Consider the following 19,900-nt stretch of genomic DNA (forward strand, 5'->3'; position numbering starts at 1 on the left):
ATCGGTTAAACGAAATATCAGCCGTCCGTCAGAAGCTTCAGCGCCAAAGGATGGGTGCCGGCGGTTTTGAGAGACCCGATGGCGGCCGCGGAGTAGTTGCTCTGTGAGGTGAGCGTGACGCTGGCCGTAATCGCTGTCGTGGATGTGCCGGCTGCATTGACCTGGACCGTGTACGTCCCAGCTGGAACCGTCAGGTAATTACTGATGGTACCAAACGCCACATTTGAGAGAACCACCTGTCCGTTTACCAGGATGTCTACCGGACCTGCGTCAGGCGACGCGTGAATTACCCTCAGGCGCGCCTGGCCGGATGCTGCGGGCGAGGTATCGTCGGCCGCGAGCAGGGCCTCAATGTTTGCGAGGAAGCCGGCGGCAATTGCCGTGTAGGCGTCGCTTGACCCTAAAGTTAAACTTACATCGATGACTGTCGTGGCTGTCCCAGCAGCATTAACCTGAATGTGGTGCTTGCCCGCAGGCAGCGACAAATACGGTGATAGCGTTGAGTAGGGCACATTGGCGAGCACCTTTGCTCCATCCACATATACGTCGACGTTCGGTGCGTCGGGAGACGCGTGGAAGACACGTAATTGCGCTGGCGGGGTAGAGTTAATATCGCCGCCGCCGCACGCGCTCATAATGGTGGCGACTGTCAGCGAGATCAGGATACCGATAACTCTTCTCATGATTCATCTCCAATGTTTGTTGTTAGTCTGATAAAAATAAACTGGCCGGAAATCTGGGACTCGATACCTCGAGATACGACCTCAATATAGGAGACGCAACTCAATGTCGAGGACCGACTATGTAAGAAGTGGGGTAAACGATGAATTCGAAATTGAATGCACGAGCGCAGCCAATACCCGGTTCGAGAGGGACGCCACGGCGTTATGCCGTAGGAGCCAGGCGCTTGCAACACCATGCATCGAGTTCCTGCTTCCAGGACTCTTGCTCCGTAAAGACATTCCCTTCCTGAGCGTCTGATCGCCAATGATTCGACGGAAAGACCGTTACACCTCATAACCGGTCCTTACTCTTAACTGGTGCGAATGGTTGAAGCGAATATGGGCCAATGCCTGACGCGACGGGCAATCGTCGACAACCTTCAATAAAAAATCGTAGTCCGAATTTGTTTTTAAACCGGAGACGAAGAAGTCACGGTCATCAAGCGTTCTAAGGGAACTGTGTACACACGCACCTTGGCCGAGCGGCCAACATGTTTGTCGGCAAACCGGACTTCCGGCTTGATGCTATCGAGTAGCACGAACGATCACCGGTCGCTGATCGGGGACTCGAGCTGTGTGTAGGGAAGTCATCGTCGCTCATCGACGACTTGCATGATGGCTCGTAATGATGACTTCACTCCGCTCTGCGACCGGCCGTGTACCCGGTTACACGTAGGCCCGCCTGTGCTGATCACGCCGCGCTTTTCTCCTCCGCCTCGATGAGCAACGACATACCCAGGCACTCGGATAACTATTCGATGGATGATGGCTGTTGTTTGGCGACTCCATCGTGTCGATCCTGCGGAGGTTCTCGCGCACAAAGGACTTCTTGGCACGCGATAGTCCGGCTGCGGGTGCGGACATCGACACCCACGAAGGCGTTGACCGATCCGTAGGGAACGTCAAGTTTGCGGCTTGCGTGCCGTTAAACAGTCTCGATTCCTACAGGATTACCCGGCATGCGCCTGAATATGACGATCAAATTTCGCCTCCTGGCGACCCTGGCGCTGCTCGGCGTATTGCTGGTTGTGACCGGCCTGTTCGGGATGGCCGGTATGCGGGCTTCGAACGGCACAGTTAAACAGGCTTATATGAATGACGTGACGGCCGCGACAGCGCTCGGCCGCTCGAATCTGAACCTGACGGTGGTGCGCACGACACTCGACCGCGTGCTGCTGCACCCTGAAGCAGCGGACACACCCGCGCTGATTGACAAGGCGCTCAACTATCTGGCGGTGTCGAACAAGGCGTGGGCCGCTTATCAGGCGCTGCCGGCGTCCGAGGAAGAGGCCGCGCTGTCGAAGGACGTGGCGGACGCACGCGGCGCGCTGCTCGACAAGGCGATCCAGCCGATGGTCGATGCCATGCGCAAAGGAGACCACGCCTCCGCCGACCGGCTTGCGATGGTCGACATTCCGCCGCTTGCCGCCGCGTTGACGCAAAAAACAGCGGCGCTCGACAAATTCCGCAACGAGCAGGGCGCGGCGCGCTACGAATCCGCGCAGGTTCGCTACAACACGCTGCTGACCTTCACGCTCGTCGCGATCGCGCTGGGGCTGATCGCGTGCGTAACGAGCGGTTTCACGCTGCTGCGCGCGATCTCGCGTCCGCTCGATCTCACGGTGCGTCACTTCGAGCGGATTGCGAAAGGCGACATGAGCGGCGAGTTGCATCTTGATTCCCGCGACGAGATGGGCCGACTGGTGGGGAGCGTCGCCACCATGCAGCAAGGCATTGCCACGATGATCGAGCAGATTGCGAGCGGCACGGAATCCATTGCCGCGGCTACGCACCAGATCTCGGCGGGAAACAGCGATCTGTCGCAACGCACGGAAGCACAGGCGGCGTCGGTCGAGGAAACGGCGGCGAGCATGGCGCAATTGACCAACGCCGTCACGCAAAACGCCGAAAACGCGCGCCAGGGGCAGGCGCTTGCCGAATCGACGAGCACGGCGGCCGCAGCGGGCACCGAGGTTGTCGATCGGGTCATCACCACGATGGGCGAAATTGACGGAAGTGCGCGCAAGATGAGCGAGATCATCAGCGTGATCGAAGGAATTGCGTTTCAAACCAATATTCTGGCGCTCAACGCCGCCGTAGAAGCGGCGCGGGCCGGCGAACAGGGACGCGGCTTTGCCGTCGTTGCAGGCGAAGTGCGCACGCTCGCCCAACGCTCGGCGGTGGCGGCGAAGGAAATCAAGGAACTGATCGGCAACTCGACCGCGCGTGTCGCGGACGGCTCGCGACTCGTCGCCCGCGCGGGTGAAACCATCAGCGAAGTGCGCAGCGCGGTCACCCGCGTGACGGCAATCATGAACGAAATCGCGACGGCGTCCGCTGAACAGAGCGAAGGCATCAAGGAAGTGAATCGCGCGGTTTCGCAGTTCGACGAGATGTCGCAGCAGAACGCGGCGTTAGTGGAACAGGCTGCTGCCGCGGCGGCGTCGCTGAAGGAACAGACGGTGATGCTGAAGGCGGCGGCAGGGCGGTTTCAGTTGCGGGCATAGACGTTATGGAAGAAAGGTGGGTAGCACAGACTGCCCATGTCGACCCGTTACGCGCCCGTTTGTGGCCTGGAACGCACTCGAATTGCGCATCAAGGCACACTAAGTGGGAATATTAAGCAGGCGCTAAAGTTCAAATATTAGACGCCGTTAGGGATGGTATCCGGTCGATTTTATGGGTGGCCGGCTCGTCCTCACTAACGGATCGCCTCTATGCTTCGCCACGTCACGGCTGTGCTGCCTCACTTTGTTCGCCGGCGCGTACATCGTCTTGCGCAGGTGTGCGGCCGGGCGGCGCGTAGCGCGATCACGCGCAATCCGTTCTCGCGGCTGCTGTCGCGGCTTCGGGTCGGGCGCAAGCTGCTGCTCATTTATCTTCTCGATCTCACCGCCGTGTTCTACATCAGCGGCATTCTGATCCACGAAAAGTACCTGGCAATCAACTTCTCCAACAAGGAGATCGACGGCGACGCGTATGTGCGCGTGGTGAAGAACGCGCTCGTCGATGTCGCGATGGCGGGCGCGGGCGAAAATCTGTCGCCGGCGACATGGCGCGCAGCGATCGACGATCTCGCGCACGCCGAGAAGCGCTACGGCAAAGGCATGCAAAGCGCGGAGTTGAACAGCGCGTTGCGCGACGCGCTCGACACGCTGTCGCATCAGACCGTGGCGAGCCGTACGTCTCCACAAACAACGCAAGAAACTCCGCACGGGGTCAGCACCGCAGCCGCGCTGACCGCGAGCGGCGAGCTCATTACGCGTGTGGGCAATCAGTCGAACCTGATCCTCGATCCTGACCTGGACAGCTACTACGCCATGTCTCAATCGATCCTGCGTTATCCCGCGCTGATTGCAGCGATCGATGCGATCGGCAAGCAGCTGCACGACGGTCTGAGCCGCTCGCGGCCGGCGGACAGTGCGCGCACACGCGCGGAAGTGCGCACGCGTTACCTCGTGCTCGAAGGTCAACTCGACGCAGTAATGCAGCAGTTTGGCTCTGATTTCTCCGAGGCGGGGGCGGCGAATCACGCGTTCGCGACAGCGCTCGCACCTTCGGTGGCGCGCATGCGCACGTCGGTCGAAGCGTTCCGGCATGCCTCGCGTGTAGCGGTGGACGGCGACGCTGGCGTGCTCGACGCCGCTACGCTGTCGATTGTCGACGCGACACAGCGCGCCTTCATCGACAGTGCGAGCGAGAGCTGGCGCATCACCAACGAGCGCCTCGACGTGATGCTGAAAGCGCGCGTCGCCGGCTTGTTCTCGCGCATGTGGCTGCATCTCGGCACCGCACTGTTTCTGCTGTGCGGGATTCTCGGCATGGTCTACACCGTCGCGCAGCAGATCTCGTCGCCGTTGCGCAAGCTCGCGCGCGTGATGGATCTGGTGCGTCGCACGGGCGACCATTCGCAGCGCGCAAGCTGGCACAGTCAGGATGAGATCGGTCAGCTGGTGCGTGGCTTTAACGACATGCTCGCGCAACTCGATCATGAACGCGACGTGCAGAAAGAGCTCGCGGCGACGACCCGCGCGTCGGCGGCGCAGCACGCGATCGTCGAGGCGACGCCGGTGCCGATGGTCGTCACCGCGATTCCGGGTCATGAAGTGCTGCATGTGAACAAGCCCGGGCTTTTCTGGCTGAACGGCTCGACGGAAGATCCGTGGGCGCTCGGTCTCGACTCGTCAACGCGCGCGCGTTTCTTTCAGCAACTATCGGATCATGAGGCAATCGATCAGTTCGAGGTGCACTGGAAAGCGACCGCACAGCCGACGTGGGCGATGTTGTCGGCGCGCCGCCTCGACTTTCAGGGCCGCGATGCCATTCTCACCGCATTCACGCCGATCAACCAGATCAAGCTCATGGAGCAGCGCCTTGCGTTGTGGGGACGCGTGTTTGACGCGTCGTCCGAAGCGATCGTGATTCTCGACGCCGACGCGCGCTTCGTGACCGGCAATCCGGCGTTCTATCGCGCGACCGGCTATTGCAGCGACGACGTTGCGGGCAAACCGCTCGCATTCGTCGCCGTGCATGAGCGCGCTACCGACGAACACGGCGCGCTCGTGCCGTTCGCGCGCATTGTCGAGCGTACCGAACGCAAGGGCACGTGGAACGGCGAGGCGCTGGTGCGGCGTCGGCACGGCGGCGATTACCCGGCGTGGATGATGATCAGCACTGTGCGCGACAAGCATGGCAGCGTGTCACATTACATCGGTACGCTGATCGACATCACCGACCGAAAAAAGAGCGAGGCGCGCATCCAGTTTCTCGCCGAACACGACGTGCTCACCGAATTGCCGAATCGGGCGCTGTTCGGCACGCGTCTGGACGCCGCGATCGCTCGCGGGCGCGGCACGCGGCAACGCATCGCCGTGCTGTCCATCGACCTCGACCGTTTCAAGAACATCAACGATTCGCTCGGTCATCACGTTGGCGACGGGCTGCTGCGCTCGGTGTCGCGGCGTCTGCTGCAGGCGGTGCGCAGCCACGACACGGTTAGCCGCCTCGGCGGCGACGAATTCACCGTGATCCTCAACGACGTGCATGAAGTGAGCGACGTGATGCGCACGATCGACGAAAGACTGGTCGCGCTGCTTTCCGAGCCGCACGAAGTGGGCGGCATGACGCTGCAGGTGTCGTGCAGCATCGGCGTCGCGCTTTATCCGGACGATGGCGGCGACATCGACACGTTGATGCAGAACGCCGACACCGCCATGTATCAGGCGAAAGCGGCGGGACGCAATCAGGTTGCGTTTTTCTCCGCCGACATGGCCGCGCACACGCGTTACCGGCTGTCGCTCGAAACGTGTCTGCGCGGCGCCATTGAGCAGGGCGAACTGCGCCTCGCATGGCAGCCGTGTGTCGACGCGAATACCGGAGCGCTGGCGAGCGTCGAAGGACTGTTGCGTTGGCACAGCGCCACGCACGGCAACGTGGCGCCGGCGCAGTTCATCGGGCTGGCCGAGGAAACGCGCCTGATCATTCCGATCGGCGCCTGGGTGATCGACGAGGCGTGCCGTCAGTTGGCGAGCTGGCGCGAGCGCGACGGTCTCGTGCTGAGTGCGTCGATCAATCTTTCGGCGATCCAGTTGCGCGACGAGGCGTTGGTCGGCGTGGTGGCGGAGAGTCTTCAGAAGCATCGCGTGCCGCCGCATTGCCTCGAACTGGAGATCACCGAGACCGTGCTGGTCGATCACGACAAAAGCTATGTCATCGCGATTCGCGCGTTGCGTGCGCTCGGTGTACGGCTGTCGCTCGACGACTTTGGCACCGGCTATTCGAGCCTCAGCTATCTGAACCGTTTTCCGCTCGACCGACTGAAGATCGACCGCGCGTTCGTGCGCGACATGCTCGACGCTGCCGCTGACCTTGCGATCGTCAGGGCGATAGTCGATCTCGGGCACCACCTCGGCTTGCGTGTGGTCGCGGAGGGCGTCGAGAGCGAACATCAGGCGGCGACGCTGCGCGGGCTCGGCTGCGATGAACTGCAGGGCTTCCTCTTCTCACAGGCGATTGCCGGCGACGCTTTGCCCGCGTGGTCGCACGCGCGTACGCTTAGCCGTGAGGGGGCGGTACTCGAGAGCTAGCGGAGCGGCACCTGTACATCCAATGCGCTATCGCATTTGCAGCCGGATGCTGCCAGGATCATGCCGCAGTATGTGCCGTGTCGAATCCCGCCATGTGCGATGGAAGCCTGCGCGGCGGCCCCACCGATTCCGGAACTGCCGCTCACGACCGGCACTTTCTGCGCTTCATATGGTTCGTATTCATTCCTGCGTTCTCCTTGAAGTTTTTATTCGGCTCGCTCACTTCGCGACGACGCCGGGTTCGGGCGGAACGCGCGTTTAGCGACGCCTTGCACGGCCTGATGCCAGGAATGCCTCAGCCGCGCGTTATCGATAAGACGACTTCACCAGGTACGGCGGGGTTGAGCCGAACAAACGCCTGCGGTTCGGCGGGCAGAGGCACGTCTGCAGTATAAAAAGGAATGTAGTTTGCCGTCAGCCTTCTGATCAGGAGGTGCGATGCCGCCTGATTGTCGATTTGGACGCACAGCGCTTCGTCGGGCGTTTCGCCATGCAGCACGCTCCGGAACACCCACCCAACGTCGCGATAGCGCACCATCGACTCACTGCTGCCATGAATCTACTCCAGAATGCGTGTGTCTGGCCTGGAACGAGTACCTGTACGCGCTCGTCAGAATCGCGGCATCGAGAGACACAAAGCCGGGTGGCCATGGATGCAGAATCCATTCGGTCGCGGGAAGCAGCCAGCCGAGTACAGTGGGCGATCCGGACTCACACGAACGAATCCTTGTTGCGCCGCGCACCCACAACGCTAATGCAGCACTTGCCACCGCGGAACAGGATACTTGACACCCAACCTCGTTAATTACCTGTTCGCCTCAACGTCGACGTAGGACGTTCAACAACCGACCTGACCAGTATCCTGTCATCCTCGAGAGTCATGGCATCCAAGGCCCGTGTCAGTGCAAGCCCAGACTGATGACGTGCGGCCTCCTGAAATAGCTTGTCGCCCATTTGTCCGAGTGAGCGAAATGTCTTCTGCAACCGCAGCTGGATTTCGACCATTGCGGCGCCATCGCGGGCGATAACGCGGAATGCGTCGTCGAACAGGTCGTGCGAAGAGATCGCGACAACATGAACGCGACTGAAGCGCGGCGGCGTGCCCTTTTTCAGGCGTGGGCCTTCCGCCCAGAGCGAGAGCAATCGGGCTTGCCGTCCAATCACGTCGATCGCGGTACCGGGGTCGTTTACGGCGGGCGACAATGCGCGAATGGCGACCTCGCTCAGCACGACCACACCGAAGCGTGGGTCCTGATCGTAGTTGCGTCTCACGCCGGTACGAATAGCACTCCGTATCCTTTTTGACGCTTCTTTCGCCGTTCCATCAGCTTCCTGCTCCGGCGCGCCGAGCCACGCGACGACAGAATTCGGGTAGACGAACATCCCTGGAATGGCAAGCACGTAAATCTCGCGGCCGGTCCGCTCTCCCTCAGCCTGGATGGTAGCCATATCCACGTATTGCACATAGCCGGTGGCACCCGCATGAAGTGGCTCGCAGCCATCGGGAATCTGGGTGGAGGGATCACCGAGCTCCCTGCCGCCAAGAAACGGTTCGTCGAGCCGGTCCTCGATAGCAGAACGGGTGGCCTCCTCGACCCGGTCAGTCGTCTCGCCGACGCGGCCGAGCAGCGTCAGGTGATTGATCCAGCGTAGCAGGGCGATGACCACGAGCGCGATCACGATGATCGTCATCACGAAGAGCACTGAACGCCCCTGCGGCCCATACGCGCCCACCTTGAGCACGACTAGCGCAACCATGCTGAACAGAAAGGAGCCGACGAACGTTGACAGCGCGTTCTGCGTGACGCTGTCCTGAATCAGCAGAATGGTCGCGCGCGGCGTGACGGTATTGGTGGCCGACCCGTAGGCGGAAGTCATGATGTTCAGCGAAAACGTGGTGACTGCCAGCATGCTCGACGCCATAATCGAGAGGATGCTTTCGACTGCGTCCGCGCCAATGTTGCCGGAAAATTGCCAGGGCAGATATCGCTCGGCAACCGCCGCCGCGACCGCTGCCAGCACCCCGAGCGCGCCTATGAGAGTCGCCCTGACCCACAATTTCCGCACGAATTGCAACAAAATCCATTGCCAGCGTGCCAAGTGCGCCTCCAGATGACGTTGAGACTCAAATGCTGGCATCCGTAGCAGATTGCACGCCTGTGGCTGGAATATTCGAAACCAGACCTGGCATTCTGTTGACTCGCTTTCCGTAGGCCCGAGCGGGCGACGAGCATGGTTCTCGGTGTGCGAAGCGCCGCGCGTCTCATACTGACGGTTCCTTTATGCTTGGGATGAATCGTGCTTGGCTCAAATGCTCAAGGACCGCGAAGCTATTGTTGCTGGCTAGTTTTACTCCCAATGTCTTATCTGGAATCGCTTGCTTGAAACTCGCGTCTGCCTTGGAACGACATTACGTCGACAGGTGCATGCTGAACGCAAGCCTTGAGCGCGCACCGTATCGATACACTCAATGTCGCAAGCACGCAGCCCATTCGCTTCCAGCTTTCGCAATAACCCGGCGATGCGAAAAGAGTATGCTTCGCCCGGAGATCAGGTTGATATAAGAAAGAAGAGGGCTCCGCTAGCTGCCGTCGGCGCTGCATGTCTGAACGGGCAAGGCTGATCGCTTCATACCGTGATCTTTTTTCTGCTGGTTGTCATGCGGCCGCCGGCTTCACGCCAAGCCGTTCGCCGATCCGATCAGCGACACGCAGCGCGTTGGCGATGATGGTCAAGGTCGGATTGACCGCGCCGATCGACGGAAAGAAGCTGGCATCTGTGACGTATAGGTTGTCGACTTCATGCGCCTTGCAATTCACATCGAGTACCGATGTCGCCGGGTTCGTACCAAAGCGCAGCGTACCCGCCTGATGAGCAGTCCCGCCAATGGGAATGTTTTTTCCGAGGTAAAGATTTCGCTCCATCATCTTTGCATGAGCCCCCGCGTCAGCGAGCAGCGCTTCAAGTTTTTTCTTCAGCCTGTGATGGGCTTCCATATTGCCTTCCCTGATGTCGAGGACCACCCGCTGCCCGTCGTACCGAATCCGGTTGTCGGGGCGCGGCAGGTCCTCGGTCGACAGCCAGAAGTCCATGGAATGGCGTGCCATCGACTCGAACGGCATTTCGGGGAGCCATTCCAGCCAGCCCGGCAGCGCCTCCCCCCGGATCTGGTCGGCGTGGGAGGTCGCGCACATCTGGATGAGGCCAAGCGGGTATTCCCAGTCGTCCGCCCCGAAATAGAAGTCACTGATGGCCAGTGTCTTCTGAAAGACCGTGTCGTTCGGCTCGCGCATGAGCGCCATCAATATCGACTGGTTGTGACGCATATAATTGCGGCCGACCTGATCGGAGCCGTTAGCCAGTCCGCCAGGATGTCTGTCACTGCCGGAGCGCAATAGCAATAGCGCCGATGACAACGCTCCACATGCGACCACGACGATATCGCCCGTGTAGCGCTCCTCCCTGTCCGGGCGTTGAACGCATACGCCCGTTACCGTTCGTCCAGACGGATCAGTTTCAAGCCGGCTCACGTACGCTTTCGTTTTCAGTGTGAGATTGGGATAAGCCGCCAGCGCCGGGTCGACGCACATTACCTGCGCGTCCGCTTTGCCGTTGAGCAGACAGGGGAAACCGTCAAAGGCGTCGCAACGGATACACGTGCTCGTCGGCGTGACATTGCCGTTTTGTTCATCGAGAAGGATGCCGAGTGGCAGGTGAAACGGATGAAGGCCCGCCTTGAGCAACGCGTCGTTGAGTGCCTGGATCGCCGGCTCATGGGATACCGCCGGATAGGGGTACGGGGTACTGGCGACCGGTTCACAAGGATCTTCGCCACGTTGCCCGTGGACGTGGAACAGGCGTTCCGCCTCGGCATAATACGGTTCGAAGTCGGCGTATTTCAACGGCCACGCAGGGGATATCCCGTCCTTATGCTGGAGTTGTTCGAAATCGCGCTCGCGAAGCCTGAAGAGCGCCGCCCCATATACCTTCGAATTCCCGCCTACGTAGTAGTGCAATCCGGGATGAAAACTGCTGCCATCGGCGCCATACCAGGTCTCACGAGTCTGATACCTGCCATCAACGAACACTGTTTTCGAGTCCCAGTTCGCGGGTTCGCGCTTCAGGTAGTCGCCGCGCTCGAGCAGCAGGATCTGTTTGCCGGTCGAAGCCAGTTTATGGGCGAGCGAAGCACCGCCTGGTCCGCTCCCGATCACAATGACATCGTAGTGACTCATCTTTTTCCTCGACAGAATGTGCAGGACTGCAGTGGACGGGTAGGGGCGATGACGCCCGCAGCGCCCGTTGGCGCGCACAAACCGGTCCTGTAAGTGTCACGTAATTCGTGATGGGGTGGTCGGCGGGCCCTTCATTAACTGGCTTATTCGGCCACTAAAGCGGCTGCGCGGTCGCATTTATCGACATGTTGCGGACCCAGGCTTGGTGCTGAGCGCTTGAACGACGAATACAGCGATCCCGTTTTCGCGCAACAGGTCGCGGGCAAGCGGCAGTTGGGGATTGCAACAGCGCTCGTGCAGTCCGCGCCGATTGTGGGTGGGATGCTCGCCACAGCGATCGCAGGAACTATCGCGCGCGCCCGGTATCGCATGCGTTTTTCTGCCGGACTGCACAGCCGTGCTTTTCCAGAACGCACTCGGACTTTCTGCGTGTGACTTTGCGCGACGAGCGTCTCTTTCGGACACTGGAGCGGCCGTTCAGTGCTACGTCGCAACGTCCCGTCCTGGTCGGGTTGAGGCGGTGCCAACGGGCAATTTGCTCGCCGGAAACGGGCCATTGAGCGGGGACCGACTAGACCTCTGCTATTCAAATTGAACAGCGACCTCGAACGACGGCTCGTGGCCGGGTACAGCCCGTTGCAAGTCTTCTTCCGGTTCGTGGACCATCAGCGCTTTTCAGTCAGTCCGCTTGAATGTCGCCTTGCTTTATGCCTCCCAGGAATGACTGTTATCGACGGCACCTGCCTTCTTCCAAAAGGCGCTGACCTTCATCATTTGCTCACCGTCAACCGACAGGAGCAAAACGATGAGCAACTTCCAGAAGTACACGATCGATAACGCACCGGCTGCCTCGAAGGCCAGCCTCGAAGACACGAAACGTGCCTTTGGCTTCGTCCCCAATCTTCAGGCGCATATGGCGGAATCGTCCGCGCTGCTCGCCGGCTATTCGGCGCTGTGGGATCTGTTCTCGAAGAGCACGCTGACACCGCACGAACAGCAGGTGGTCTACCTGACCTCGAACTTCGAGAACAACTGCCACTATTGCATGGCCGGTCACAGCACGCTCGCAAAGATGATCAAGATGGATGCAGGTGTGATCGCAGCGCTGCGCGCCGGCACGCCGCTGCCCGATGCAAAGCTCGAAGCGCTGCATCGATTCACGACGCTCGTGGTGCGTGAACGGGGCTTCGTTCCCGACGCCGAAGTCGACGCTTTCCTCGCCGCTGGCTACACCCGTCAGAACGTGCTTGAAGTGATCCTGGGCGTGGCCACCAAGGTGATGAGCAACTACACCAACCACATCGTCCACACCGAACTCGACGCCTTCATGGCCGGTAACGAGTGGACCAAACCTGTCGCCGTCACCGCCTGATCCATTCTCGGGAGCCGAGTGGCTCCGTCCAATCTGCTGCCAGCCTTATCGAGGAACTGAAATGTCCACGTTCGACCACTATAAAAACGCCTACCCTAACGCGACGCTGACCCGCACGCCGGACGGTGTGCTCGAAGTCCGGTTTCATACTGATGGAAAGAAGCTTGTCTTCAATGGACATACGCATGAACAGTTCACCGACATGTTTCATCAGATCGGCGAAGATCCGGATAACCGCGTGGTCATCCTGACAGGAAGCGGTGACGCGTTCATGGACGCAATCTCTCCGGACGGGTTCGATTTCTTCACGCCGCGTGGCTACGACAAGATCTTCCGCGAAGGGCGCAAGATCCTGATGAACATCCTGGACATCGAAGTCTCGATGATTGCCGCGTTGAACGGCCCCGTCCTGCTGCATTCAGAATACGTCCTGCTGTGCGACATCGTGTTGGCCACGTCCGACACGATCTTCCAGGACATGCCGCACGCCGCGTTCGGCATCGCTCCGAATGACGGCGTCCATCTGCTCTGGCCGGAAATGATCGGCAGTATTCGCGGCCGGTACTTCATACTCACGCAGCAAAAGCTCGACGCAGCCGAGGCGAAATCGCTTGGCGTCGTCAATGAGATCGTTCCCGCGGATCAACTGCTTCTGCGCGCGCACGCCATCGCATCGACCATCGCGAAGCAGCCCCCACTCACCACCAGATACACCCGCATCGGACTGACACAGCGACTGCGGCGCGTGATCGACGAAGGCATCGGTTATGGCCTGGCCCTCGAAGGTATTACTGCGGCCGAAGTGGCTCGCATGGCCGCCGCGCAAAACGCAGCTTGATCTTCTCATCCGTCAGTTGCTCAGTTCCTCTCAACGGAGAACACTCATGTCACTTCAGGACAAACTCGACGCTTTCCGGGCCGACTTCAAGGCAGGCAAACCGCCGTTTAACGCGCCGCCGGAAATTCATCCGGTGATGGAACGCGCCACGGCAGAGCTGATTACGAGCGGCCAGGCAGCCCGCGCGATCAAGGCTGGCGACCGCGCGCCGCATTTCAATCTGAAAGATCAGGATGGCAACGACGTCTCTTCAGCCGCGCTGCTGGTGAAGGGTCCACTGGTGGTGACGTTCTATCGCGGCGTCTGGTGTCCGTACTGCAATATCGAATTGCAGGCGATCAACGAAGTGCTGCCGCAGATCCAGGCCTACGGCGCAAACGTGGTGGCGATCTCTCCGCAGACGCCGGTCAACAGCCGAAAGTCTGTGCGCACTAACGAACTTGGCTTCCCGGTATTGAGCGACGTGAACGGTCAGACGGGCGCTGACTTCGGCCTGCGCTTCGCGTTGCCCGACTACCTGATCGAGTTGTACAAAAACCTGAAGAATGACCTGCCCGCATTCAATAGCGATCCGGGCTGGACATTGCCGATGCCCGCGCGCTACGTCATCGGACAGGATGGGATCGTGCTGTATTCGGAGGTCAACCCGGATTACACGCGTCGTCCCGATCCGTCGGACATGTTCCCGGTTCTGGAAAAGGCGACGGCCAACGCGTGAGCCCTACCGCTCAACGTCTGGCCACTGCCACGTCACGCCGCGCCGCGCCGGAGAATTCGGCGCGGCTTTCCCTTCCTTCTGATTCGTAGAGGGCATCAGATGACACAGCGTCAATTCCTTATAACCGGCGCGACCAGGGGTATTGGCCTCGCGCTGACAGAACGTCTGATTGCCGAGGGCCACCACGTGGTAGGTCTCGCGCGAAGCAAACAATTTTCCGGGCGAACTGGTCCGTGTCGATCTGGCCGACCGTGCCGCTACCGGTGCGGTGCTCGATGACCTCGTTCGACGTCATGCGTTCGATGGTGTGGTGAACAATGTTGCGTTAGTCAGGCCGCAGCGTCTGGGGCAAGTCGCGCTAAACGATCTCGACGACGTTCTCGCGCTAAATCTTCACCCTGCCGTGCAGACCGTGCAGGCGTTGCTTCCCGGCATGCGGGACCGGGGGTGGGGACGCGTCGTCAATATTTCCAGCCTGACGATCCTCGGCATGACGCAACGCACGGCCTATGCAGCAGCGAAGGCCGCGCTGGTGAGTTTTGCGCGTTCGTGGGCGCTGGAACTGGCGGGCACGGGCATTACGGTGAATGCCGTCGCGCCGGGGCCGACCGAGACCGTGCTGTTTCGCGCGAACAATCCTCCCGGCAGTGAAGGCGAGAAGCGCTATCTGGCCTCGGTGCCGGTGGGTCGTTTGGGCCAGCCCCATGAAATAGCCGCGACGATCGCGTTTCTGCTCTCCGATGCCGCCGGTTTCATGACCGGTCAGACGCTTTACGTCGACGGCGGTGCGTCAATCGGCAAGCTCGCTTTCTGATGGCGCGCTGCCGTTGCCCGTGCCTGCGACACCAAGGATCTCTTCCACGAAGGCGACGAACGCCCGCGCCTTCGCACTCACCAGCCGTCCCGCCGGGAATACCGCCCACAGGTCGATCGGGGGCAGTTCCCAGTCGGTCAATACCGCCTGGACTGTGCCGTCGGCAAGTTCGGGCGAGAACATCCATTCCGACGCGATTGCGAGGCCCATGCCACCGAGCAAGGTCGTACGCATGCCCTCGGCCGCGCTCACGCTGACACGCCCCGACACCACCACCGCCACTTCTTTTCCCTGCTGGCTGAACGCCCACGACTCGCCGCCGCCTCGCAACGAATACACGATGACCTGATGTTGGCTGAGCTCCGCAGGGGTCTTCGGCACGCCCGCTCCGGCAAGATAAGCAGGCGTTCCGACTACCAGCCGACGGCTTTGCGCGATGCGGCGTGCGGTCATCGTCGAATCGTCGAGCGAACCCATGCGCAGCGCCACGTCCACGCCGTTTTCGAGCAGGTCGATGGTGCGATCGTCCAGTACGATATCGATCTGCAAGTTCGGGTGCCGGTCCAGAAACGCCTTCAACGCCGGCAGAATGTGAAGCCGGGCGAAGGTCACGGCTGCGCTGATGCGCAGCACGCCGGATAGCCCGGTCGACGCGTCACGCGCGACATGCTCGGCCAGGTCCACTTCTTCGATTGCGCGCCTCGCGTGCTCGTAGAATCGCTGACCTGCATCGGTGGGCGTCAGGCCGCGCGTCGAGCGCAACAGCAGTCGCACGCCAAGCCGCTCTTCGAGCTGCGCGATCGACTTCGAAACGGCCGGCTGCCCGAGCTTGAGCCGCTTGGCGGCTGCCGAGAACGAGCCCGCCTCCACGACGCTGACGTACGTTTCCATTGCTGCCATCCGGTCCATGCTGTGGCTTCTCCATGAGGACCGTGAAAGTCCCTGCTGTGGTCGATCTGTGGTTAATCTGTGGCTGAGATGTGTTCAGGCGGAAGTCTAGCGCGTCAGAACCTCAGGGAGATGAAATTGCCAATGATCGGTCTTTGTCATCTGACTCCCGTTCACAAAAGCAATCCGCAAAAGAGCCGGCCCTGCCGCAGGATCGCCTGCCGCAGGATCGCCTGCGGCAGGGCCGGTTTGCGATGCGCGCAGTCCGGTTCAGAGAACCGCCGCAGCGCTATGGAAGGAATAATCGGTGTAACCCCGCGCGTTGCCGCCGTAGAACGTCGAGCGGTCGTAATGGTTCAGCGGTGCCCCGAGGCGCAGTCGCTCGGCAAATCCGGATTGGAAACAAACAGGCGCCCGAATGCGACGAGATCGGCGTCGCCTGCTTCGATCATGCGATGGGCACTATCCGCAGTAAAGCCACCCGCCGCGATGAGCGTGCCGTTGAACACGCGCCGCAAGTCTTTCGCTGATACCGCAGATCCGACTGCGGTGACGTCATCGTTACCACGCACACGTGGCGCGACGACATGCAGATACGCGAGGCCATAGCCATCCAGACGACGATTCTCCGCCGCTGTTGGCGGGATGCGCCTGTCGTCCCGACATGACGGGGCCTGAGGAACTCAGCGGTAGCCCCGAAATTTCAGGACTACTCTGCCTTCTCCAAGCCTCTCCGGGACCAAACCACCGGAAACAGATGACTTTCCATCTGCGCCCCTTCTCCCAAAGTTTCGGCGAGGCCGGGAAACTCCGGCGATGTGCGCCACTTACGCGGTGCATGACGGATATCGTCGCCAATGAAGCGAACCGAAAACGCGCGGCGCCGCGACGCCCCGCCGACGCCGCCCGATGCATGCAACGTCAGCATGTTGAAGCACACCATATCGCCCGGCTCGAGCGCCCAGCCGATGATCGGAAACGCGTCCCGGTTTGCTTCGATATCCGGCAGGTCGGCGAGGCTTCCTTCCGGAAACCACTTCGCCTGATTATCCATGAACGTGCGCGGCATCAACCAGGGCCCGAGATGCGAACCTGCGACGAATTCGAGCCGCGACGCGTGCGTGACCGGATCCACTGGAATCCACATGCTGACATTGTCGCCGCCGCTGATGTTGTAGTAAGGCTGGTCCTGATGCCAGGGAGTACGCTGCCGCGTGTTCGGTTCCTTCACCAGCAGATGATCGTGATATAGACGCACCGTTTCGCTGCCGGTCAATGCGGCGGCGACCGCGGGCGCGGCGGAGTCGAAAATGAAGCGGCGGTATGCGTCGATTTCCGACCAGTTGCAGAAATCTTCGAAGAACCAGCCGGGGTCGTCAGGACGGCTCGCCACTTTCGCGCGCGGACTCGGCGAAGCGATGTTGCTTTCGATGCCGGCGCGTAACAGGTCGATCTCGTCGGCGGTGAATATCTGCCGGACACACACTGCGCCATCGCGACGAAAATCGTCGATCAGCTGCGGCGTGACCGCACGCGCGATGCGTTCGTTCAAAGACTCAGCCATTGTTTGCCTCCTCCTGAATAACGTGGCCCAGCGGTTCAATCGCCGTAGATATTGAAATTGAAGTATTTCGCGGCGACCTTCTGATAAACGCCGTCCTGTCGAATCGCCATGATCGACTGATTCAACTGCGTCTTGAGTGCAGTATCGCCCTTGCGCAGGCCGATCGCGACATCGCCCGCCACGCGGCTGTCGCTCACCGGCTTGCCGACGAGCGCGAAGCCCGCGCCACGCGGAGTCTTCAGAAAACCGAAATCCGCCTGGACGGCTGCCTGGAAAGCCGCATCAATCCGGTGCGTCACCAGATCCTGATAGATCTGATCCTGCGTCTGATACGCGACCACCTTCACGTTTTTAGGCGCCCATTCGGCGTTCGCATAGCTTTCCTGCGTCGAGCCCTGCACCACGCCCACGCTTTTGCCCTGCAGCGCCTGCGCCGTCGGTTGAAGACTCGAACCCGCAGCCGCGATCAGCGCCGAGCTGCTCATATACAGGCGATCACTGAAGTCGATCTGCTGACGGCGCGTCGGTGTTGCCGACATTGCCGATAGGATCGCGTCGAATTTGCGAGCCTTCAGCGCGGGAATCATGCCGTCGAAATTCTGCTCGACCCATACGCACTTTTTGTGCAATTGTGCGCACAACGCGTTGCCGAGATCGATATCGAAGCCGACATACGAACCGTCGGGCGCCTTCGATTCGAACGGCGGATAACTCGGATCGACGCCGAAGCGCAGCGTCTGCGGATCTTGCGCGTGCGCGGCGAACGACGCCATCGTTAGCGCCCAAAGGGTTGAGTAGATCGCGTTTTTCATGGCATTCCCCGGTGAGGTTGTGTCTAAAGTGAATGGGCATCCAACCGCCCGATGGTCTGCAACGCGACTACGATCGCCGCACACACGACGACAGGGCCGACGCTCTTGCGCGGCATCGCGCCGTGCCCCGTTACGCGCACCGTTGCCTGATCCGCCGACGCGATGAACGGCCCGGCGCGAAACCCTCGCATCTTGTCGGGATGCACGCTGGCGTAGGGCAAACCGGTGTTTTCGGTGACCGGCAGCGCTTCCAAGTTGGCGCGCAATCCAAAACTGCGAGCACCATCGCCTGCCTTCAGCGTGCCGACCAGACCGGTCGCGCCGAACCCGCGTTCGACGCTGTAGTCCCACTGCGTAAGGCGCTCCGCGAATAGATCGCAGGTCATGAACGCTTCGTAGCCGAGTTCGGCATGCGCATGGATGCGCTGGCGCAGCGCAATCATCTCGTCGCCGCAGGCGAGATTATCCGGGGTAGAGGCCATTCGTGTCGGGTCGCCTGGTTCCGAAAAGTGAACACGTAGCGCTAACGTAGCTTTTCAGAAAAAGGTCCGGGAGAGCTAGAATTGTGAACACGTCAACCAAAGGTGAACACTTCGTCGCCCACGGTTTGGCGGTTAGGCTGTGCGCCACCCAATCCTGTTCCAGGAGAAGCATGAAACTGCACCACCTGCGAACCCTCGTCGCGATCGCCGAAGCTGGGGGCGTGCGTGGCGCTGCGCGCGCATTGAACGCATCGCCAGCTGCGATCACGAAAAATTTGCGGCAGCTCGAAGAAAGCGTGCAGATGTCGTTGGTTACCCGGACTTCGACCGGTGTGACGCTCACCGAGAGCGGCCAGACGTTGCTGGTTCATGCACGGCTGATGATCGGTCAGATCGCGCGTGCGCAGGAAGCAATGGATACGCTACGCGGGGTCACGCACGGCAAACTCACGATCGCGGTGACGCCATGGATCGCGATGACGTTCCTGCCCGACACCGTGACGCGCTTCTGCGAGCGTATGCCGAACATCCGCCTCGAATTCTTCGAGGGCTTGCTGTCCATTGCGAATCCACGTTTGCGCGATGGCAGCCTCGATCTTTTCATTGGCCGCCCGACACCGGGGGTATCGAGCACGGAATTCGACTGCCGCCTGCTGTTTTCTTCGACGTGTGCGCTGGTGACACGCGACCGGCATCCGCTTGCGAACGCCCGCTCGCTCGCCGATCTGGTCGATCTCGACTGGCTGTTAACGTGGGATCCGGAGACGGACACACCCGGCTCCAACTCGATGTTCCACCGGTACAACGTGGCGACGCCGCGCAAGATTCACGTCACACATTCGTTGTCCATCGCGCTATCGTTGCTCAGGAAAACGGATATGGTCAGCGTGTTTCCGTGGCCGCTGGTCGAGGTGACCGCGGCTCGCGAAGGACTGTGCGCAATTCCGCTGAGAGAAGACGTCGAAGACGCGATGGTCGGCGTGATTTTCCGTAGCGGCCATCCACTGAGCGCCGCGTCGACGTGCTTTCTTGATTGCATGATCGAGACGATTCGAGAGGGCGTCGCATCGACATCATCGGAGACGCAGCACGTGCTGCGATCGGTGGAATTGTTGATCTGAATTCGACCTGGCACGTCGTGTCTATCCGAGATCTTTGGTTTTTCGTTGAAAACGGGTGTCAAAAAGCATCGACGCCTAGTGCGTCGCCAGCTGCTGCGATGCGCCGCGTGCCTTGCGCGAATCCTTCACGTTTTGCGCCGTGATCGGCGGCGCGGCGTTGCCCCACGCGTTGCGCACATACGTGATGACCGCCGCGATCTGTTCGTCCGACAGCTTCCACGCGAATGCGGGCATGGCCGCTCCCGTCG

At 60.7% G+C, this 19,900-nt stretch carries 15 protein-coding genes and 2 pseudogenes; 7 read left to right on the top strand and 10 right to left on the bottom strand.

All coding sequences use genetic code 11. The features are described 5' to 3' along the window. Positions 1 to 17 precede the first annotated feature (17 nt). Positions 18 to 683, bottom strand: coding sequence for a DUF4397 domain-containing protein (locus AAGS40_RS26730; RefSeq protein ID WP_345817528.1), 666 nt, complete (start codon positions 681 to 683; stop codon positions 18 to 20). A gap of 1,010 nt (positions 684 to 1,693) precedes the next feature. On the opposite strand from AAGS40_RS26730, the gene AAGS40_RS26735 reads away from it, so the two are divergent. Further along, positions 1,694 to 3,229, top strand: coding sequence for a methyl-accepting chemotaxis protein (locus tag AAGS40_RS26735; RefSeq protein ID WP_345817529.1), 1,536 nt, complete (start codon positions 1,694 to 1,696; stop codon positions 3,227 to 3,229). Positions 3,230 to 3,532: 303 nt separating this feature from the next. Then, the gene (locus AAGS40_RS26740; RefSeq protein ID WP_345817601.1) at positions 3,533 to 6,808 is read left to right on the top strand and encodes an EAL domain-containing protein; all 3,276 of its coding nucleotides are present in this window, start codon (positions 3,533 to 3,535) and stop codon (positions 6,806 to 6,808) included. Between the two features lie 295 nt (positions 6,809 to 7,103). Here AAGS40_RS26740 and AAGS40_RS26745 read toward each other — a convergent pair whose 3' ends face one another. The 3 genes from AAGS40_RS26745 to AAGS40_RS26755 all read right to left on the bottom strand — a co-directional run bounded on the left by AAGS40_RS26745 (position 7,104) and on the right by AAGS40_RS26755 (position 11,043). Then, entirely contained in the window at positions 7,104 to 7,346 is a 243-nt protein-coding gene (locus AAGS40_RS26745; RefSeq protein ID WP_345817530.1) for a hypothetical protein, read from the bottom strand. Between the two features lie 263 nt (positions 7,347 to 7,609). Continuing rightward, the gene (locus AAGS40_RS26750) at positions 7,610 to 8,908 is read right to left on the bottom strand and encodes a DUF2254 domain-containing protein (RefSeq protein WP_345817531.1); all 1,299 of its coding nucleotides are present in this window, start codon (positions 8,906 to 8,908) and stop codon (positions 7,610 to 7,612) included. Between the two features lie 557 nt (positions 8,909 to 9,465). Further along, positions 9,466 to 11,043: a GMC family oxidoreductase gene (locus AAGS40_RS26755; protein ID WP_345817532.1), complete on the bottom strand. Its 1,578-nt coding sequence runs from the start codon at positions 11,041 to 11,043 to the stop codon at positions 9,466 to 9,468. An 805-nt stretch (positions 11,044 to 11,848) separates the two neighbouring features. Between AAGS40_RS26755 and AAGS40_RS26760 the strand changes: the two genes are divergently transcribed. The 4 genes and pseudogenes from AAGS40_RS26760 to AAGS40_RS26775 all read left to right on the top strand — a co-directional run bounded on the left by AAGS40_RS26760 (position 11,849) and on the right by AAGS40_RS26775 (position 14,785). Then, complete coding sequence (locus AAGS40_RS26760) at positions 11,849 to 12,415, top strand: carboxymuconolactone decarboxylase family protein (RefSeq protein ID WP_345817533.1); 567 nt, start codon at positions 11,849 to 11,851, stop codon at positions 12,413 to 12,415. Between the two features lie 61 nt (positions 12,416 to 12,476). Then, the gene (locus tag AAGS40_RS26765; RefSeq protein ID WP_345817534.1) at positions 12,477 to 13,253 is read left to right on the top strand and encodes an enoyl-CoA hydratase/isomerase family protein; all 777 of its coding nucleotides are present in this window, start codon (positions 12,477 to 12,479) and stop codon (positions 13,251 to 13,253) included. Between the two features lie 46 nt (positions 13,254 to 13,299). Further along, entirely contained in the window at positions 13,300 to 13,971 is a 672-nt protein-coding gene (locus AAGS40_RS26770; protein WP_345817535.1) for a peroxiredoxin-like family protein, read from the top strand. A 99-nt stretch (positions 13,972 to 14,070) separates the two neighbouring features. Beyond that, positions 14,071 to 14,785: pseudogene (locus AAGS40_RS26775) on the top strand (SDR family oxidoreductase). Here AAGS40_RS26775 and AAGS40_RS26780 read toward each other — a convergent pair. The 5 genes and pseudogenes from AAGS40_RS26780 to AAGS40_RS26800 form a co-directional block, all read right to left on the bottom strand. Beyond that, positions 14,762 to 15,694 (bottom strand): LysR family transcriptional regulator, encoded by a 933-nt coding sequence (locus tag AAGS40_RS26780; RefSeq protein WP_345817536.1) that lies wholly within the window; start codon positions 15,692 to 15,694, stop codon positions 14,762 to 14,764. The pseudogene AAGS40_RS26775 and the gene AAGS40_RS26780 sit on opposite strands and share 24 nt — an antisense overlap. A gap of 335 nt (positions 15,695 to 16,029) precedes the next feature. Continuing rightward, entirely contained in the window at positions 16,030 to 16,245 is a 216-nt protein-coding gene (locus AAGS40_RS26785; protein WP_345817537.1) for a hypothetical protein, read from the bottom strand. A gap of 137 nt (positions 16,246 to 16,382) precedes the next feature. After that, a complete protein-coding gene (locus tag AAGS40_RS26790; RefSeq protein ID WP_345817538.1) occupies positions 16,383 to 17,237 on the bottom strand; it encodes a phytanoyl-CoA dioxygenase family protein in 855 nt (284 codons plus the stop codon). A 35-nt stretch (positions 17,238 to 17,272) separates the two neighbouring features. Beyond that, the gene (locus AAGS40_RS26795) at positions 17,273 to 18,049 is read right to left on the bottom strand and encodes an ABC transporter substrate-binding protein (protein ID WP_345817539.1); all 777 of its coding nucleotides are present in this window, start codon (positions 18,047 to 18,049) and stop codon (positions 17,273 to 17,275) included. Between the two features lie 53 nt (positions 18,050 to 18,102). Beyond that, positions 18,103 to 18,531: pseudogene (locus tag AAGS40_RS26800) on the bottom strand (hypothetical protein); the annotation flags it as partial. 170 nt (positions 18,532 to 18,701) lie between these two features. Here AAGS40_RS26800 and AAGS40_RS26805 point away from each other — a divergent pair. Further along, a complete protein-coding gene (locus tag AAGS40_RS26805) occupies positions 18,702 to 19,652 on the top strand; it encodes a LysR family transcriptional regulator (protein WP_345817540.1) in 951 nt (316 codons plus the stop codon). Positions 19,653 to 19,727: 75 nt separating this feature from the next. On the opposite strand, the gene AAGS40_RS26810 is transcribed toward AAGS40_RS26805, so the two are convergent. Then, positions 19,728 to 19,886 (bottom strand): cytochrome c, encoded by a 159-nt coding sequence (locus tag AAGS40_RS26810; RefSeq protein ID WP_345817541.1) that lies wholly within the window; start codon positions 19,884 to 19,886, stop codon positions 19,728 to 19,730. Between the last annotated feature and the right edge of the window lie 14 nt (positions 19,887 to 19,900).

It is taken from the genome of Paraburkholderia sp. PREW-6R (genome assembly GCF_039621805.1).
Classification (GTDB): Bacteria; Pseudomonadota; Gammaproteobacteria; order Burkholderiales; family Burkholderiaceae; genus Paraburkholderia.

What these genes read in the sequence shown, in the direction of transcription:
- AAGS40_RS26730 (WP_345817528.1), bottom strand. Translation starts at nt 683, where the DNA reads ATGAGAAGAGTTATCGGTATCCTGATCTCGCTGACAGTCGCCACCATT.
- AAGS40_RS26755 (WP_345817532.1), bottom strand. Translation starts at nt 11,043, where the DNA reads ATGAGTCACTACGATGTCATTGTGATCGGGAGCGGACCAGGCGGTGCT.
- AAGS40_RS26735 (WP_345817529.1), top strand. Translation starts at nt 1,694, where the DNA reads ATGACGATCAAATTTCGCCTCCTGGCGACCCTGGCGCTGCTCGGCGTA.
- AAGS40_RS26780 (WP_345817536.1), bottom strand. Translation starts at nt 15,694, where the DNA reads ATGGACCGGATGGCAGCAATGGAAACGTACGTCAGCGTCGTGGAGGCG.
- AAGS40_RS26745 (WP_345817530.1), bottom strand. Translation starts at nt 7,346, where the DNA reads ATGGTGCGCTATCGCGACGTTGGGTGGGTGTTCCGGAGCGTGCTGCAT.
- AAGS40_RS26770 (WP_345817535.1), top strand. Translation starts at nt 13,300, where the DNA reads ATGTCACTTCAGGACAAACTCGACGCTTTCCGGGCCGACTTCAAGGCA.
- AAGS40_RS26805 (WP_345817540.1), top strand. Translation starts at nt 18,702, where the DNA reads ATGAAACTGCACCACCTGCGAACCCTCGTCGCGATCGCCGAAGCTGGG.
- AAGS40_RS26790 (WP_345817538.1), bottom strand. Translation starts at nt 17,237, where the DNA reads ATGGCTGAGTCTTTGAACGAACGCATCGCGCGTGCGGTCACGCCGCAG.
- AAGS40_RS26810 (WP_345817541.1), bottom strand. Translation starts at nt 19,886, where the DNA reads ATGCCCGCATTCGCGTGGAAGCTGTCGGACGAACAGATCGCGGCGGTC.
- AAGS40_RS26765 (WP_345817534.1), top strand. Translation starts at nt 12,477, where the DNA reads ATGTCCACGTTCGACCACTATAAAAACGCCTACCCTAACGCGACGCTG.
- AAGS40_RS26760 (WP_345817533.1), top strand. Translation starts at nt 11,849, where the DNA reads ATGAGCAACTTCCAGAAGTACACGATCGATAACGCACCGGCTGCCTCG.
- AAGS40_RS26795 (WP_345817539.1), bottom strand. Translation starts at nt 18,049, where the DNA reads ATGAAAAACGCGATCTACTCAACCCTTTGGGCGCTAACGATGGCGTCG.